This is a genomic window from Coleofasciculus sp., from assembly GCF_046565525.1.
Lineage (GTDB): Bacteria > Cyanobacteriota > Cyanobacteriia > Cyanobacteriales > Coleofasciculaceae > Coleofasciculus.
Genome location: NZ_JBKHUP010000098.1, coordinates 1 through 18,351 on the forward strand (window position 1 = coordinate 1; position 18,351 = coordinate 18,351).

The 18,351-nt window shown below is 46.0% G+C and carries 11 protein-coding genes and 3 pseudogenes; 10 read left to right on the forward strand and 4 right to left on the reverse strand.

What is annotated here, in order from left to right; genetic code table 11:
* Positions 1 to 1,297 (reverse strand): RNA-guided endonuclease IscB (gene iscB / locus ACLGGO_RS27540; protein WP_446421681.1); only part of this gene is annotated, 1,297 nt, incomplete at its 3' end.
* Positions 1,298 to 1,539: 242 nt separating this feature from the next.
* Between iscB and ACLGGO_RS27545 the strand changes: the two genes are divergently transcribed.
* Positions 1,540 to 1,905 carry a hypothetical protein gene (locus ACLGGO_RS27545; RefSeq protein WP_446421682.1) on the forward strand — a complete coding sequence of 122 codons (366 nt, stop codon included), beginning with the start codon at positions 1,540 to 1,542 and terminating at the stop codon, positions 1,903 to 1,905.
* A gap of 1,145 nt (positions 1,906 to 3,050) precedes the next feature.
* Here the strand turns inward: ACLGGO_RS27545 and cobN are convergent.
* Positions 3,051 to 7,049, reverse strand: coding sequence for a cobaltochelatase subunit CobN (gene cobN / locus ACLGGO_RS27550; RefSeq protein WP_446421683.1), 3,999 nt, complete (start codon positions 7,047 to 7,049; stop codon positions 3,051 to 3,053).
* 28 nt (positions 7,050 to 7,077) lie between these two features.
* Here cobN and ACLGGO_RS27555 point away from each other — a divergent pair, with 28 nt between their 5' ends.
* The 6 genes and pseudogenes from ACLGGO_RS27555 to ACLGGO_RS27580 form a co-directional block, all read left to right on the forward strand.
* Complete coding sequence (locus ACLGGO_RS27555) at positions 7,078 to 7,752, forward strand: sulfotransferase (RefSeq protein ID WP_446421684.1); 675 nt, start codon at positions 7,078 to 7,080, stop codon at positions 7,750 to 7,752.
* 262 nt (positions 7,753 to 8,014) lie between these two features.
* Positions 8,015 to 10,336 carry a hybrid sensor histidine kinase/response regulator gene (locus tag ACLGGO_RS27560; protein ID WP_446421695.1) on the forward strand — a complete coding sequence of 774 codons (2,322 nt, stop codon included), beginning with the start codon at positions 8,015 to 8,017 and terminating at the stop codon, positions 10,334 to 10,336.
* Positions 10,337 to 10,399: 63 nt separating this feature from the next.
* A complete protein-coding gene (locus ACLGGO_RS27565) occupies positions 10,400 to 10,738 on the forward strand; it encodes an antibiotic biosynthesis monooxygenase (protein ID WP_446335019.1) in 339 nt (112 codons plus the stop codon).
* 47 nt (positions 10,739 to 10,785) lie between these two features.
* Positions 10,786 to 10,929 (forward strand): AAA family ATPase, encoded by a 144-nt coding sequence (locus tag ACLGGO_RS27570; protein WP_446421696.1) that lies wholly within the window; start codon positions 10,786 to 10,788, stop codon positions 10,927 to 10,929.
* A pseudogene (locus ACLGGO_RS27575) lies at positions 10,892 to 11,275 on the forward strand (AAA family ATPase); the annotation flags it as partial. The gene ACLGGO_RS27570 and the pseudogene ACLGGO_RS27575, both read left to right, overlap by 38 nt.
* Positions 11,275 to 11,457, forward strand: a pseudogene (locus ACLGGO_RS27580) (DUF4276 family protein); the annotation flags it as partial. The pseudogenes ACLGGO_RS27575 and ACLGGO_RS27580, both read left to right, overlap by 1 nt.
* 34 nt (positions 11,458 to 11,491) lie before the next feature.
* Here ACLGGO_RS27580 and ACLGGO_RS27585 read toward each other — a convergent pair.
* Positions 11,492 to 12,841: a proton extrusion protein PcxA gene (locus ACLGGO_RS27585; protein WP_446421685.1), complete on the reverse strand. Its 1,350-nt coding sequence runs from the start codon at positions 12,839 to 12,841 to the stop codon at positions 11,492 to 11,494.
* 118 nt (positions 12,842 to 12,959) lie between these two features.
* Between ACLGGO_RS27585 and ACLGGO_RS27590 the strand changes: the two genes are divergently transcribed.
* Positions 12,960 to 15,149 (forward strand): recombinase family protein, encoded by a 2,190-nt coding sequence (locus ACLGGO_RS27590; protein ID WP_446421686.1) that lies wholly within the window; start codon positions 12,960 to 12,962, stop codon positions 15,147 to 15,149.
* 27 nt (positions 15,150 to 15,176) lie between these two features.
* On the opposite strand, the gene ACLGGO_RS27595 is transcribed toward ACLGGO_RS27590, so the two are convergent.
* Positions 15,177 to 16,658: an RNA-guided endonuclease InsQ/TnpB family protein gene (locus ACLGGO_RS27595; protein WP_446421687.1), complete on the reverse strand. Its 1,482-nt coding sequence runs from the start codon at positions 16,656 to 16,658 to the stop codon at positions 15,177 to 15,179.
* 66 nt (positions 16,659 to 16,724) lie between these two features.
* Here ACLGGO_RS27595 and tnpA point away from each other — a divergent pair.
* Positions 16,725 to 17,108, forward strand: a pseudogene (tnpA, locus tag ACLGGO_RS27600) (IS200/IS605 family transposase); the annotation flags it as partial.
* Positions 17,109 to 17,203: 95 nt separating this feature from the next.
* A complete protein-coding gene (locus tag ACLGGO_RS27605) occupies positions 17,204 to 18,343 on the forward strand; it encodes a tRNA (guanine-N1)-methyltransferase (RefSeq protein WP_446421688.1) in 1,140 nt (379 codons plus the stop codon).
* Positions 18,344 to 18,351 lie beyond the last annotated feature (8 nt).

The window sequence follows — 18,351 nt, forward strand, 5'->3', positions numbered from 1 at the left end:
CTTTGTGGACATAAGTGTAACCGTCAGCTTTCCAGATTGGCTCGAAATACTTCCAGTTGATGCTTTGCAGTTTTCCTTTTGCTGTAGTCAAGTCAAAGACCCGACCGGCTCTCACTGTCACTCGCCCAATGTGCGTTCCTTGATTTTTCCCAGTGGGGACAATGGCACGAACAATATCGCCTGTTTTAAATCCATGAAATTCTTTACTGCGATTTCTAACGCTATAACTGCCATCTTTTTTCCGGCGTGGGAAACCAAATTTATTGATTTGTGCCATTTTCCGATTTCCATGTCCCGTTGCCTTGATTACCAAGGGATTAATATTTCGAGTTATTAGATTTTCTGGGGTTGATTGTCCAACGCAAGCAGCATCCAGCCAATGGGTTTTCGGTAAGCCTAATCGAGTGCGGTTAAACTTTGTTATGCCACCTGTCCCCGTTTCAACGGGTAAACCCTTAGCCATTAGCTGCTCTTGGAGCGCCCATCGGGTAGAATTGACGGCAGCCGCGTCATTAAGGGGACGTTTGGCGAAAGCTAATATCTGTTTTAGAGTATCCGGTTTCGATGCGAGAAATTGTTTAATCGGTTGGGTTCCCTTTTTGATGTTACATGGTTGACAAGCCAAACATAGGTTAGAAACCCGATTGCTGCCGCCCTTGGATTTGGGGTGGATATGTTCCACCTGTAAAGGAACGCCAGAGGCTCCACAGTAAGCACATTGACGGTTCCATTTGGTCAATAGATACTCCCGGACTTCGTAACCAAAAAGTTCTCCTTTTTGATACTCGATACCAGCTATTTCCGGGTTATTGAGTCGCTGAGTATCGAACCGTACCAGTTCCATTGAAATAAAAGAAATTGGAGCCAACTTTCTCAACCGATTTACCCAAGTTAGAGTAGTGTCTACCCGATGTTGGAGACTAGGAGCCAACCAGTCGGTGGGACGGAAGCGGTTGCATCGAGGCTTGCGGTATCGAGTATGACGGTTCCGGCGTCCCCGGCGAATAGCACGACGGCTCTCTAGAGTTGCTTTTATTGCCAATCCGCGATGGGTCAACTCAGCCGCAAATACGACTCGGTTTCCTTCTAAGATGGCTAGTCCAGTTACTTGGGAACCGGGGTCAATTTTCAATCGATGTTCTCTGTTCACAGGATTTTTCACCTCCTGTTTCATGATGATGGTAAAAGGGTATCGCTTCCACACGGCTGCCTTACCACAAGAAAGTAGCTTTCTGGCTTTGGCGGGGTGGCAAGGAGAGAGTGGTTCCAAGTTTTGGTTGATTACGAAAACTCGCATAATACGAAAACTCCTGTTTCCAGGGTAAATTGTGCCTCGTCAATGTTATTAAGGCTTGTCGATGCCCCGGTCACTGGCTATACCTAAATCACCTGTTTAAACCTAGACGGCTTTTAAACTATGAGCTGGCAAGCACCCATAGATTCCATGACCCTAATAACGTAGCGTTTGCTGAGACTGGCTATCCATCAATGGAATGAGCGTGTTGTCCATATTTGTCCAGTGTTAGGCGGATAGCGCTGTTGCATTTGCTGCTCCTACCAACCCAGTCGCCTGTCCTCAGCTTACTAGATTTCCAGGTTGACTTTACTCTACTCATCAAAGTCGCGATCGCGTTTTTGTCCGGCTTTTTGTTTGGCGTCACCTACCGCTATGCTATCCGGGACGATCAAAATCCCCAACTTAAAGCGGGAGTGGTTTTAGCCTTTGGCTTGGTGCGGGGTTTGGCGGTAATAGAGGGACAGCCAGATATTACCGATACCCTTTGGGTTTGGGGTATCTTGGTCATCGAAAGTCTAATCGAATTTGCCATCGCCCGTTTTACCCTCGACTGGGCAATTCACCGCCGTTGGATCAAACCCTTCAGCCTCTGGGAGAGTTCTGAGTGAATTCAAAATTCAAAATTCTACTTTCCTCAGATGCTACGATGAGCCGCCACTTCCTCTCTCCATCCCCCCTATCCCCTCACCCGTTAATTCGTTATCAGCAAAGAAACTTGAAACGCACCTCAGTAGGGGGAAAATATATAAACCCGAACATGCCATATCGGGAAGCGGGGAAATTTCGTCGGCGTCTTCACTTTAATTTCACAATTGCCGACTATCTTAAAAATAACCCCACTTAGAGAAGGAGCGAGTTCTCTCGTGTGACTAGGCGCTTTGATCCCAAAATCTTGACAAAAGTAAGATTTGTCCTAAAATTTCAGTAAATTCCGGCAATTTCCGTAGACAGTCTCCCGAAAACTTCGCTAAAGTTAAGATTAAACAAAAAGCGCCACTGAATTAAGCCGTTAATTCAGCAACGCCTGACCAATTGAGTTTTCTAGTCCTGGCAAAAATTATAACAAATTGTGACGGAAAAGGCTTCACTGTCCTTTTGCCGTCTCAATTTTTTTATACTCCTGTCAGAGTTAATCTGATCGCGGTATTACCCTAGTGCAGCATTGCCTGAAAATTTAATTTGTTGAAAAAATAAGTGTAGTTAGGGAATTTACTGCATCAAAAACAACCCTTTTGGGTATGGGAATAGCCAAGTATCACGGGCGCTCTTTTGCCGCCTTCAAGTTGGCGATTGCTACAGATACAAATTTTGTGATATAATTCTGTAGTATTTTATACAAAAGTATTTGATACAAAAAAGACGCTGCTGTGATTCAGTCCATTCAGCAACGCCGCAGTAATTGAGTTTTCTAATCCTATCTATACAAAATGGTAGTTGACTGACCAGAGACTATTTGCCGGTGGTGTTCCACAGGTTCAACTGTCACACCGATAGATTGGGCAAAAAAGACAACTCATTATTCAAGTGAAATTAGAAACAAAAAGACGCTGCTGTAATTCAGTCCATTCAGCAACGCCTCAGCAATTGAGTTTTCTAATCCTGGATACATCCTAACCAAGTAAGGTGAGAAGGTTGTCAATCCGCATTCCACCCATTGAAGTGTCACATCAGCTACTTCTGGAGAAAGAAACGTATGTTTTAGAATGGGCGTATTGTCTCATCATCACTCAAAAATCACTCAAAAGTCAGTCGCTCAAGTTAACCCTTCAATCACGGCTTCTGCTTGCAGGGTGATCGCTCTTAATTGCTCCAGTATCTCAGGTTTAGCGGATTGCCACAACGATCGCTGATGCGCCTCTAGTAACCGTTCTGCCATATCCCGCATCGCCCAGGGGTTCTTTTGCTGGATAAACTCTTGTACCCTATCATCCAACAGATAAGCCTCCGTCACCCCTTGATACATATAATCTGCCACACAATTGGCTGTCGCATCATAAGCAAACAAATAATCCACAGTCGCCGCCATTTCAAACGCCCCCTTATATCCGTGGCGCATTACCCCTTCAATCCATTTGGGATTCACCACACGGGAACGGTAAACGCGGGCAATTTCTTCCTGTAGCCGTCGCACCTTGGGATTTTCAGGAATCGAATTATCCCCAAAATAGGTTTGCGGATTCTTACCCGTCAGCGCTCGTACCGATGCGGTTAACCCCCCTTGAAACTGATAATAATCATCAGAATCGAGTAAATCGTGTTCCCGATTATCCTGATTATGTAAAACAACTTGCAATTGCTTCAGGCGTTGTGCAAAGGCTTCTGGTGCTGCAACTCCCTCCTGATTTTGGGAAGACGTACCACAGTAAGCATAACTACTCCAATTCATATACGCCCGCGCCAAATCTTGTTCATCACGCCAGTTTTGCGCCTCAATCAATCCCTGTAACCCTGCACCATACGCCCCCGGTTTCGAGCCAAATATCCGATAGCGCGATCGCGCCTCGGCTTGTTCTTCACTCAATCCCGCCTGACACCAAAACTCTGTCTCCTGTTTCACTTGCGCCGCCAAGGGATTGTCCTCAGGGGATTCATCCAATGCGGCAACAGCGACCACGGCACTGTAAAATAAATCAATTAGATTGGGGAAAGCATCGCGAAAAAAGCCCGATATTCGCAGCGTCACATCCACACGCGGACGCCCTAACACCGACAGGGGCAGAATTTCAAAATCCACAACCCGACGTGAGGGACGATCCCAAATCGGTTGCACACCCAACAACGCCAGCGCCTGCGCCAGATCATCGCCCCCAGTTCTCATCGCTGACGTTCCCCATACAGATAATGCCAGTGTTTTGGGATACTCCCCATTATCCTGGGTATAGCGTTCAATCACCGCTTCCGCCGCCTTTCGTCCCACATCCCACGCCGTTTCGGTGGGAATCGCCCGGATATCAACGGAGTAAAAATTGCGCCCTGTGGGTAATACCTCCGGGCGTCCCCTCGTTGGCGCACCCGCCGCCCCACTCTCGACATAGCGCCCATCTAATCCCTGCAACAGATTAGTGAGTTCTTGGGATGTTTGGGTTAGGGCGGGTAAAAGGCGATCGCGAATCCAGTCTAATTCCTGTTGCGTTCGTTGTCCGATTAGGGAATTAAGTTTTGAATGTTGAGTGTTGGGTGTTGAGTTTACTCTCTTATCTCCCCCATCTCCCCTAGAGATTAGGGATTCTACCAATTGAGAGGCTTGGGCTTCTAATTGTGCGATCGCGTCTCTGTTATTGTCACCCTCTGGAATCAGGGGATCAAAGTCCCATCCCCAGTCTTGGGCGATCGCACGAGTTAACCCTAAGCGCCCCCTCCCCGGATGACGGGCAATTGCCACAGTTAAGTCTCGCAATAGTCGTCCCTGGGGACACTGTCCTAATATATGCAACCCATCCCGAATTTGAGCTTCTTTTAATTCACACAGGTAACTATCGATTTGAGTTAAAAGATTCGCTTCCCCAGCTTCCTTTAGAAGGGCGGGTTTAGTCAAGCTATCTGACATCGACAGAACGTTATCGGTAAAACCCGCCCCTACAGCCTCTGTTTCTCGGCGTTCCACCCTATCCTCAAATCCTAAATCCTGGTGCAGGTTTTCTTGGATAACCAATTGAGTAATGCGATCGCGGATCATCGGTAAGCGAGAGGGATCTAAGCTTTGCGCTTCGTAATATTCATCCACTAACCCCTCAAGCTGTTGCAAAGAACCATAGAGTTCAGCGCGAGTCATCGGTGGTGTCAGATGGTCAATAATCACAGCTTGCGATCGCCGTTTCGCTTGTGACCCTTCCCCTGGATCATTAACAATGAATGGGTATAAATGGGGCATTGTCCCTAATGCGACTTCTGGATAACAGGTTTGGGATAGTGCCAAACTTTTCCCCGGTAACCATTCCAAATTGCCATGTTTACCCAGATGTACCACCCCATGCGCCCCAAATTTCTGCCGCAGCCAATAATAAAAGGCTAAATAAGCGGGCGTTGGTTCTAAATCCGGCGCGTGATAATTTAATCCTGGGTCAATATCATAACCCCGCGACGGTTGAATGCCGACAAAAATATTACCCAGTTGTATTCCAGGAATGGGAAATGTTGAGTTTTTAGTTTCCCCATGCCAACGGTTACAGATTCCTTGTTGTACCGTTAAAGGTAACGTATCAAAATAATCGTGATAATCTTGCTCAGATAACCACTGTTGTACAGGACGTAATTCCCAGCCTTCGGGGTCATTTGTTACCCCACTGGTTAAGCGCTGGATCAGTTCATCTCCGGTTTCTGGACTATCTTCTACCTGATACCCCGCCTCTTGCAACGCCTGAAGAATTTCCACACAGCTTGCAGGGGTATCGAGCCCCACACCATTAGCGAGGCGTCCATCTCGGTTAGGATAATTGGCTAAGATGAGGGCAATACGCCGTTCTGATGGCGGGGTTTGGCGCAATTTCACCCAATTCGCGGCTAACTCGGCGACAAAATTGATGCGATCGCGCACCGATTCATAAACCACTACATCCGTTTCCAGCAGCGGATTCCAGATTTGTACCGCCTTAAATGAAACCGCACGAGTGATAATGCGTCCATCCACTTCTGGCAATGCTACATTCATTGCCGTATCTCTAGGGGTTAATCCCTGAAACTGTTTATCCCATTGTTCCTTTGTCCCGCCACTAAAAATGACTTGTAGTACAGGTACATCCAAACGTTGCCATAACTCTAATCCGGATATTTCATTGTCTATGCCTGTGACTGGGCGAAGCTTATGCGACGAAAATTTAGTCGTCGAATCGAACAATCTGGACGCATAAGCTTCGCCCCTACGATGGGGTGACGTTTGGCTTTTGAGGGTTGAATCAGAGGAATTTTCGTCCTTAGTTATCAGGGATAGTTCCTGAGAATCTAATTTAGCAACAGAGAAACTCGTCGTATTCAGCAAAACCTCAATTCCCGCACTATCTTTGGGTTGGAAATAGGATAATACCTCCGCTTGTACTTCCAGATCACGTAATGACGAGACAAATAGTGGCACAGGATTCAACTGTTGTTCGACTAAAGCTTGACAAAGTGCATCAATAGGTGATGTATTTCCCGCCAAATAATGAGCGCGATAAAACAAAATCCCCACTTTAGAGTTAGTAGTAAGCGCTTTAGCGCTTTCATCTCCCCACCCATAAACCCCCACACGCGGTATCGGTTTAGGAGGTAGAGGCTCATAGCTTCTTCCCAAGCACAAATCTGCTACAAATTTCAGGGCGTTGGTACAATTCTCTACACCTCCTTCAATAAAGTAGCGCCATAGCTGGTGAACGGCGGTTAACGGAATGGTAGAATGACTAATTAAATTGGGATCTGGGCGATCATCCCCTGGCAATAGGATTAAGTTAGCTCCTGTTTGTTGCACCATTGTTTGCACGACTTCCAATCCATAAGACCAGTATGCAGATCCACCCAAAAGCCGAATAATAATAACGTCTGCCTTCTCTAAAACCTGGTCGGAATAGGTATCAATCGTTAATTCCTGCTGCAATTGTAAGAGGTTAACGGCTCGAATCGCGGGAAAATCTGGGGGCAAATGAGCCATTGACGCCGCCAAGGTTTGAATATCAGTGTCAGCGGCTGTGATTAAAATAATCGGCGCAGGTGTCTGCTCAATAAAGATGACTCCTTCTGCTTGTGGATTCCATCCTCCCGGTGTCGCAGCAATCCGATGCATAGTCTTTTTAGAGATCCTGTGGTATTTTATGTGTATTCATTTAGGTTGGGACTGTATTGATTTTATGAGATTACCTAACTTTTTGGTCATCGGTGCAGCGAAAGCGGGAACTACAACAGTTTATCAATATCTCAAACAACATCCTCAAATTTATATGAGTCCTCGGAAAGAGCCGCATTTTTTCTCAAAAAATGGAACGAAAGATTATCCTATCCCTACTTTAGAGGATTATCAAGCTTTATTTCAAGGAGCCTCTGATGAAATAGCCATTGGTGAAGCCTCAACGAGCTACTTAACTCATCCTCAAGCGGCTGAACGTATACAATACCACATTCCCAACGCTAAGCTTATTGCTATCTTGCGTGATCCAGCTAATAGAACGTATTCCTTGTATATTATGCTGCTAATGCTTGGTGTGAGGAAGTTGTCCAGTTATACGCATCAGGAAATAATTGATAACTTTCATGACATTGTTAAAAAAAGATCGGGTTTGATAAGAGGAGGATTTTACTATAGCCATTTACAGCGATACTATAGCCTGAATAAAATATACAAAACATACGTGGATTTGCGAAACCAAAACTTAGAGCAACCGCCGAAACTGCCTCATGAAATACGTCAGCAGCTCATTGAGGTGTATCGGGAAGACATCTTGAAGCTACAAGATTTACTCCAAAGGGATCTTTCCATCTGGCTCCAGTAGGTAAGTGATAGCCGGGAGATGTGAACATAATACCTGCTGACAAAAGTTTACATCCTTTACAAAGTGATACAATAATGGATAGAGTATAAAATACTAAAAATTTTAATAAAGATGTTATAAATAAACCGCTATATCTTGGATAGCATCGAATAGAGGCTCAGCTTACACCAAATCAGGGGTGAAGCATTGTCACTTGCTCAAACTAACCAAACTCATGGCGATATTGGGGAATCCAAGATTTAGCCGAACGTTGCCATTGTCAATGTTCGAGCGGCTGCAAGAGTTATTGCAGCAGATGCAGGTAAAAGTTGGTAGGAAAGCTGTACTCTTGCGATCGCAGGACTTACCCATTGTATCCGTGGGTCTAGATCAACAGGTGCAACGATTTACGGTGCTGGTGTCTCCAGTGTTCCGCGCCTTGCTCATCGCGGCTGCAATCGAGTCACCGGGGGAAACTGAGACAAATGCTCATTCAAGCCTGTATCAGGTTGGGTTAACCTTTGAGTCAGACGCGATCGCAGATTTTCTCGACGGGCTCACTCAACGCTTCACCAACTCCCCCCAGATTTTCCATATTTTCCAACTTGCCCAAACCTATCCAGAACCGAACCAAGGGGATATCCAGAGTGAATTTACTCTGTTGTTGATGGATGTACTCAGTGCGAATCCGATCAGCAACGAACCCATCTATCCTTACTGTGAGGTGGGTCAACCCATTGAAGCAGCACTACGCCAACAGGTGGAACAGGAACGGCTGGTTAACCAGGTTACTACTCACATTCGCCAAAGTCTGGAGTTACCGGTTATCCTCTCCACGGCTGTCGATGAGGTGCGTCATTTTTTGAACGTGGATCGCCTATTAATCTATCAATTTGACGGTGATTTGGTTAACGTTAGCGAGGAGGGTAATAAAACCGAGGTTGACAATTCCACGGATGTTGCCGATCAATTCGAGAACGCCAAATCTCTAACTTCACCGCTTCCCTCACAACAGGATGAGGGTTGTGTCACCTATGAAGCCCGCTATTCGGATAAAATTGGTTCTGTCCTCAATTGGCGAGAGGAAAAGGACTGCGCCCTCCATATTCCTAACTGTCGCACCCGATATCACCAAGGATTTACTGGGGCGATTGATGATATTGAAGTCGCCTACAGCGATTCTCCCTGCTTACTCCAACTGCTGCGACAAACCCAAGTTAAAGCCAAGTTAGTCGCGCCGATTATCGTTCAAAATCGCCTGTGGGGATTACTGATTGCCCACCAATGTTTTGCACCCCGACAGTGGCAAGAAAGCGAAAAACTATTTCTCAAGCAAATTGCCGAACACCTGGCTGTTGCTATTTATCAGGCTCAACTGTATGCCCAACTGCACCAGCAAAAAAGTAACCTAGAACAGCGAGTGATTGAGCGCACCCAAGAACTTCGGGATGCGCTGCAAGCGACACAAGCCGCTAACTATGCCAAAAGTGAATTTCTAGCGGCGATGAGTCATGAGTTGCGAACGCCCCTGACTTGTGTGATTGGACTATCGGCAACATTATTGCGTTGGTCATTGGGGGAGGGAGGTAGCAAAACCGTATCCCTTGAGAAGCAACGGCGTTATTTAGAAACGATCCAAGAGAATGGGGAACACCTACTGGAACTGATTAACGATATTCTCGATTTTTCCCAATTAGAGGCGGGGAAAGCCGTTTTAAATATCAGCGAGTTTTCCCTGTGGTATCTTGCCCAGCAAACCTTACAATCCTTAAAAGAAAAAGCCCGGAGTAGCCAGATAGAATTAACCCTGGATTGGCAAGTCCCCACCCAAAAGGATCGCTTTCAGGCTGATCCACGCCGACTCCGGCAAATTTTGTTTAATTTATTGGGAAATGCGATAAAATTTACTCCGGCTGGTGGTCAAGTCACCATAAGAGGGTGGCGAGAACATAATCTAGCTGTATTTCAAATCGAAGACACGGGGATTGGTATTCCCCAAGAACAGATTCACCTGATGTTTCAAAAGTTTCAGCAGTTAGAGACAACCTATCAGCGTACCTACGAAGGTACAGGTTTAGGGCTAGCTCTGACCAAACAATTGGTCGAACTCCATGGCGGTACGATTGAAGTTGAATCCACTGTTGGAAAAGGCTCTATCTTTACCGTTTGCTTGCCTATCCAATCAGTTGTTTCAGGCGCAACCAAATCAGCCGCCCCATCGGGAAAGGGATCTCCGGTGCCAGGGAGTATCGTTTTAATCGAAAATAATGAAGCCAGTGCGACAGCCATTTGCGAAATTCTCACGGCGGCGGGTTATCATCTAGTTTGGCTGATCGAAAGTTCGACTGCCGTGAGGCAAATTGAACTGCTGCAACCCCATGCTGTGATTATGGATTGGCAGTTATCAGCAATGGACGGATATGAGATCAGCTATTATCTCCACCATAAGACTACGACAGCACACATCAAAGTTTTGGCTTTGATTACATCCTCACTCTCAGCCGATGAACAGCAAGATCTTAACGCCCTCGTTGACGATTACTTACCCAAACCCGTAGAACCTGCCCAGCTTTTGCAAAAAGTTGCCACATTGATGGCAATATAAAGTTGTCATTTGTCCTTGGTCATTGATACTTAGTTGTTGACTTAATCAATAAGGAGTGTAATAATGAGCGAATTTCTAGATTTTCTCAAACACAAGTATGCCTATGTAGCGATCGGGGAATTTAAGCCCGGTAAATTTGAAGAAGCCCAACAGCTTTATGAAGAAGCCGTCTCGACCTACACTCACGGATTCCAAGGGGCATACATGCTGCGAGAACCTGGAACGGATAAAGGAATTGCCGTTATCTTTTGGGATCATATCGAAGACATGGATGAAAATCAAAATGAGGCTTATCAACAGATTTTGGAGAAGATGTCTCATTTATTTATCAAGCCACCCACGACTACATTTTATGAAGTGTCTAGTCAAATACCGCCTTCTGTGAAAACAGCAGCAGAATAATCATGCTGCAACGAATCATTCTCAACGGCTTCAAGTCCATTAAAACGATGGATTTGGAGTTGCGCTCCTTAAATGTCTTGATTGGAGCCAACGGAGCAGGTAAAAGCAACCTGGTTTCGTTTTTTAAGCTGCTGAATGAGATGATGGCAGGACGACTTCAACAGGGTGTTTGGACCCCATCAGTTTTCTGATGGGACGTTGCGAGCTATATGCCTGACCACATTGCTCTTACAGCCAGAAGATGAACTGCCAGAACTGATTGTTGTTGATGAACCGGAACTCGGTCTTCATCCCTATGCTCTCAATGTTGTAGCTGCGATGTTTGGCAAGGCTTCGTATAATACACAAATTCTCATCAGCACCCAATCTAGTTCTTTTTTGGATAACTTTGAGCCTGAAGATGTCATTGTAGTAAATCGACAGGGTAAAGAGTCGCACTTTAAACGGCTAGATTCCACAGAATTGGCAGATTGGCTTGATGAATACAGTTTTGGGGAAGTTTGGGAGAAAAATGTTATTGGGGGAGGACCCCATTAATGGTTCGTCTCTACCTATTTGCTGAAGGATCAACTGAGCAAACATTTGCCGATAATATCCTAAAACCACACCTGGCTAACTATGGCGTTTTTCTGGAAAAAATTGTGCTTATTGCCCATGCTCGAAAAAAGGGAGAAGTACATCGCGGTGGCGGTAGAAAGTATCAGCCGATGAAGAAGGAGGACGAATGACTAAAAACCAATGATATAAACAAAATTATTCATTCATATTGCGGTAAGTTGCCACCGCTGACGGAGAAATCCGGTTTAGATAGCGGAAAATCCAATATTTAATCACCGAATCGAGAATAACCGGAAACGTGGCAATGAACAAAAAGATAAAATCATGATTTTCGGGAATACCAAAATGTCGCGAAATTCCGGCCAGAATCACTTCCCAACCGTGGGGAGAGTGAAATCCGACAAACATATCGGTAAACAAAATAATGATAAAGGCTTTGGCGCTATCACTGAGTCCGTAGACAATATCATCAATAAAGGATTTTAGAACCACAAAATCGGCTTTGCTGGTCACAATAACTCCCGCAAAACAAAGTAGAGAAATTAAGTCGGAAAAAATATTCTTAATCGCATCAGAACTGCGATATCGATAAGCTTCAGCTAGCTCTTCGGCTTTTGTCCTCAGCTGTTCTTCCATTTCTTCCGAGGATAACTGAGGCGCCATTCCCAATAAACTTTTAAAGTGCAGTTCCTCTTCAAACCGCTGGAGTTCTATGAAGGCTTCTTCCTTCATGTCGATGTTTAAGAAAATACCGGGTTCATTTTCTGGGCGAAAGGAGTCAACAATGGGTCCAACGACGAAAGTTTTAGCAACCTGATGGGCTAAAATGGGAATAATGATCAGTGTTAAAATAAACTTGATCGAAATTAAGGTTTTGTCTCGAGACGTGCGAAACTTTTTGACAACTTCCTCTTCGGCTTTGGGATCAAGTTCCCGCTGAAGTCGATTGACCGTTCGCAGAATTGACCGAGGCACAACACCGGTTTTATCCGATACAGTTTCTAATGCCTCATTTGGGGGATTAACCCTAACCTGCTTCAACTTTGATAGGTCTTTGGCATTGGCTGTAGGTCTGGCATTGCCGTTGGGTTGAGCAACTTGATTGGTGGAGAGTGGAATTAATGAAAGGGAGGATGGATCGGGTTCTGAATACCGTTTTAAAATTTGATCAATAAAGTTTAGTTTTTCGATTATAATGGCTTGCCTTTCGGTTAATTCTATGTAATCATACCGGTCTAAGTTGTCTGGAGAACCGAGTAATCCATTCATTTTTGTCGGTTCAGAAATCCGAAAAATTGACCGACTGGTTCTAAATTCTTGTAAGCGAACTCTAATGGTATTTAAGTATTTCTTTAAGTCAGCTTCAAAATATGAAATAACACTATCACTATGTTGACTGGAGCCAGAATCAATTTTTTGCCCATTAAAATGCTCATCTTCAATCGATTTAATGGTTAACGCAGCTTTGTAAGCTTGATCTAAGGCTCTTTCGGGTGTATCCGAGAACCATTGGTTAGCCAGACGTAAAATAGAGGGTAGTTTCATCGAAATGGCTAAAAATCTCAATAAAAAATATTCTGGAGCAATCCTGGCTCTCAATTGAGTCAGAATGAATATAGTCTACTGTAGGTGGTATAGTAGCAGACTCATCCTAGGAGAACTCGTGGTTTCCGATTCAATTTGGATTAGTGGTGGCACTCGCACGGGCAAAACAACTCGCTTGGTGACTCTGTTTCGCCAATGGGTGGAAGCAGGATGGGGTAGATCGCGTCAGTTATCCTCTCCCATTGTCCGCAAAAAGCGGCGCGATCGCTATCAGACGCCAGCTCTTTTAATTTTGGCAGCAAATGCTGATAATCGTCGAGAGTTGACAGATCGCCTCACCACTACATTACAGGGGCGTTATCCAGTGCGTTGTCAGACACCCTTGGGATTCTTTCAGGACGAAGTGATTCTATTTTGGCCCCTTTTGATCCAACGGTTAAATCTCAGAGCCCAGTTTCCCCTGCGCTTGCGCCCAGAAACGGAACAGGATTTAGCTATGCAGTTGTGGCGTCCCCAACTCGAATCAGGATTGATTCAGATACCGGGAACCAATGAGTCGGTTCGGGTGCGACGTCTGTTGGATTTGTTACAGTTAGCCGCCCTGAGTGGGACTCGTATTGAAGAGATTCCCAAAATTCTAGAACAGGGAGTGGTGGAACTCGAAGCCACCCCGGATCAATGGGAATTGATTGGTAAACTGCTGTTGGATTGGCGGCGCTGGTGTCTAGATAAGGGGTTGTTGACATACAGTCTGATTTGTGATCTCTATTGGCGGGAAATGTTAGCCGATTCCACTTATCAGCAGTATTTGACCCAGCGTTATCGGGCGATACTGGCAGATGATGTAGATGAGTATCCCGCGATCGCGCGTGATTTGTTTGATGTACTCTTAGATCAGGGCGTCGTGGGGGCGTTTACCTATAATCCTCAAGGTCAAGTGCGTTTAGGCTTAAACGCTGATCCGGATTATTTGTCAGGATTAGCCTCCCGATGTCAAGTGGAATCCTTACCGACACACCCGAATGATTCCTTGGCTGATGGGTTATCGCCGATGGCGGTAGACCTGCTCAACGACCCTATGGTATTGTCAGACTTACCTGAGTCTTTGCAGTCACTGCAAACTACGTCCCGCGCTCAGTTGTTGCGCCTAACCGCCGAGGTGATTATAGATGCGGTGAAGTCGGGACAAGTGGAACCAGGAGATATTGCGATAATTGCACCCGGATTAGACGCGATCGCACGGTATACTCTGACGGATATTCTCACCAAACAGGGAATTCCTATAGAGCCTCTGAATGAACAGCGCCCTCTGATTAGTTCCCCCTTAATTCAGGCATTATTAACCCTGTTAACCCTTGTGTATCCAGGATTAGGGCGCTTAGTGGATCGAGAGGCGATCGCACAAATGCTAGTGGTTCTCAGTCGCCCACCTGAACCCGTGGCTACGGCTGAAGCCGACTCCCCCCTTCCCAATCCCTATATTGACCCCGTGCGGGCGGGTTTACTCGCAGATTACTGCTATTCCCCTGATCCCGAAGCCCCCCGCTTATTACCTGTGGAAGCCTTTGCTCGTTGGGATCGCTTAGGACATCGGGCGACAACGGCTTACACTCAGATTCAGCAGTGGTTAGAGGGACAACGAGAACAACAACAACAACGCCTGATTCCTTCCTGTGTGGTTATTCTTGATCGCGCCATCCAGAAATTCCTGTGGAATGGATCTAATCTACCTTACGACCAAATTTCCGCTTTACGGGAACTCATGGAAACCGCCCAACATTATTGGGAAGTAGATGGACGATTGCGGAAAATCCCTGCTAACACTACTGATGAGGAAATAGCCCGGGGGGGAACACCACCACAGGCGACAATTTCTCAATTTATTCAATTATTGCGTCGGGGGACAGTCACAGCCAATTCCTTTCCCGTTCGTCGTCTCTCAGCTACAGCGAATTCAGCCGTTACCCTAGCCACCATTTTCCAATATCGCGCCGCCCGTGGCTATCACCGTTGGCATTTTTGGTTAGATGCGGGATCTCATCTTTGGAGTCAGGGAGGCGCCGCGACATTATTTGCAGCGCCCTTATTTCTCAAGGATTGGTTTGGACAGCCTTGGACAGAAGCCGATAAAATCAAAGCGGATGAAGAACGCCTGCAGCGAATTTTACAGGATTTGTTAGGGCGAGTTCGCGATCGCTTGTATTTGTGCCATAGTGATTTAGCTGTCAATGGGACAGAACAAACCGGTCCGTTGTTAACCTTAGTTCATTCCTCAATAGAGTTAACGGCACAGTCAGTGAGTCATTAGGGACACCTTTTGTTGACACTCCCCCTTTTAGAAAAAGTGGGATTCTGCGGAACTCACATTCCACATATCCTGAGAAAACAATTCTAGCTGTCTTCCCAGGTTCCCAGGCACACGACGTTTACCCTTGCGGGTGTCGTGTTTTCTCCTTTTAGGCACTGTTAATTCAGTGCTGGGCGTTTCAAACAGGGTTAACTGCTTGGGTTTCGCCGAGTCCCGACGTACCTTTTTTGTTACTAATTTCAAGCTATATTCAACAACGGCTTTACGCTTGATATTTCGCGCAGCTTGCTTATCGGCATGGTCGAAATGTCCACATTCGGTACAGATAAACCGCTCTCTGTCCCGGTTTGCTTTATCGATATGACCACAGGCACTGCACTCTCTGGATGTATTCCGTGGGTTCACTTTGAGCAAGACCTTTCCCGACTTTTCAGCCGTGTACTGAATCTTTTTGATTAACTCTCCCCATGAAGCATCCAAGATGGAACGATTTAGACCCCGCTTGGCTGATTGACCATTGGGCAGAAAGCGTCCAGTCCCTTCATCTGGCTTGGGTTTACACCGCCTCACCATTCCTTGAATGTTGAGGTCTTCTATTACAACAGCGTCGGCTTTCTTGACCAGTTTATTGGCAACCTGCCACTGGTAGGCACTTCTGCGCTTCCTGACTTTACTGTGTAGCTTGGCTACTTCAGCAGCCCGTTTCTTACGGTTAGAGGAACCCTTCTTAGTCCGACTGACACGCCGTTGGCGAATCTTCATGGTTCGCTTAGTCTTCTGGTTGGTAGCAAACCTTGGATTAGGAATATCACTCCCATCAGAACAATGCACCAACTTAGTTAAACCCATGTCCAGCCCAACCGCCGTTTTTACTTCGGATGTTGGTCGAGGGGTAGCCATTGGGACTGACTTGTCCACCATCCGCACACTTATGAACCATCCATCGGTTCGGCGACGAATTGTAACGCTTCTAACGGCAAACCCATCAGGGATAGGACGAGAATTGAAAAAGCGCATCCAGCCAATTTTAGGCAGATAGACCAAAATCCCTTTAAACTTAACTCTGCCAGGTTTATATTCAAACGACCGGAAATTACTGCGGTTTTTGAATGCCGGAAAACCCCGCCCATCAAAGAAGTTTTTATAGGCAGTGTTTAATCGGGCAATGTTACGTTGCAACACGTCCGAGTCTATTGATTTATACCAAGGACGGGCAGCTTTCAGGTCTACCAGTGCGGCATCCTGAATCGTGCCAGCATTTCGTTTTTTGCCGTTGTTTTTCCATGGATTACCTGTTGCACCATTCTTAACGATGCAGCAGGTTAATGGGTAAGCCTCGGCTTTAGTCCTTAAGCTACAGTAAGCTCCCTGGATAAAAGAGTAATGATAGGTTTCAATTCGGTCAGCCAAGCACCAGTTGTATGTCGCTCTAAGCATATCGAGCCACGACTGCATCTTGGCAGATTGGCTGCCAGATGGACGCAGTTTGTAGACGTAGCTTAAAATCATAGATGGCTAAACACTGTCGCCAGCTCTAAGCTATCAACAAGATAATCATAGCATGATTTGACTGATATGCAGCAGTACAGAAAAAGCAACCACTCGGTTTCTATGGTCAATTATCACTTAGTTTGGACGCCAAAACGACGAAAAAAGGTGTTGACTGGAGACGTAGAAAAGCGATTACGAGATATTATTTGGGAGGTTTGCCAAGAAAAAGAGTGGGTGGTTATAGCCTTGGAGATTATGCCTGATCATGTTCATCTGTTTGTCAATACTCCACCAAAAGTAGCTGCCCATCAAGTCGTCAAGGCTATCAAGGGCAGAAGTTCCCGATTGCTAAGACAAGAGTTTCCAATACTTTTAAAGCTTCCTTCCCTGTGGACTCACTCGTATTTTGTCTCTACCGCTGGCAATGTTAGCAATACAACAGTTAGACGTTACATCGAAAACCAAAAAAATGACGGCGAATTCATTCGCCGCGTCGGACTTCATCCCCCGACTGAAGTGCGGGGGCTTCCGTCCTCCCGTACTTTACCTGTGAACCGCAAACGATGAACCAAAATTTAACTGAACATACCGAAGGCGAAGCCACATTTAAAGTTGGTCATGCATTCTATCGCCCCTCAACGCAAGTGGTGCGAGATTTAGGCGTTTTGGCGGCGGCGATTTATAAGTCCCAAAGGGGTGGTTTGCGAGTGATTGATGCGATGAGTGGCTGTGGGGTGCGTTCCCTGCGCTATCGGTTGGAGAGTCAAGCCGATTGGATATGGGTGAATGAAGCAAACCCAGAGCTGAACTTGATTCTACAGCAAAATTTAGCCGGCGCGATCGCAACCCATACTGCCACCCTAACCCATCTCGACGCCAATCAAGTCTTTTTTGAATGCTATAACCGCCGAGATTACTACGATTTCATCGATGTCGATTGCTTTGGTTCCCCTACCCCCTATCTCGATACCAGCCTCTGGGCGCTGAAACTGGGGGGACTTCTCTATCTCACCAGTACCGATGGGCGCAAGTTGACAGGTCATGCTTCAGAAAGTAGTTTAGGCATTTATGGGGCGTATCCCCGCAACCATCCCGCCGCCCAGGAACAAGGATTGCGACTGGTAATTGGTAAACTCCAGCAGCAAGCCATCGCCAAGGGTTTGGGGATTACGCCGATATTCTCCCTGTTTACAGGTCAAACCTATCGCCTGATGGTGCGTTTGGTCAAATCTCAGCCGTTGACGTTGCAAAATTACGGTTTTCTGGGTTACTGTCATCACTGCGGTAATTATCAAACTGTGTCCTGGCGTCAGTTAGGGCGCTCCTTTTGTGATCATGACCAAAAATCCCTCACCCTGAGTGGTCCACTGTGGCTGGGAATGTTGCATAATAAATCTTGGTTAAAGCAAATGAGAGTATTAGCACATCACTGGCAATGGTCTAAACGGGTACAACTCCTCACTCTCATGGAAGCTGAAGCCGATTTCCCGCCCTACTTTTATACCTTGGCAGAAATCGGACGCCGAGGACGCTTAGATATTCCCAAACGAGAGTATCTGATTCAAGTGTTGCAAGCTAGAGGGTTTCACGCTTGTGCCACTCATATTACACCGGGAGCGATTAAAACCAACGCGGATATTCACACTTGTATTACCGCAGGGCAAAAAAATGATCAAAATCCTCCCCCTAAGGAAAAATCTTAACTTTTCTA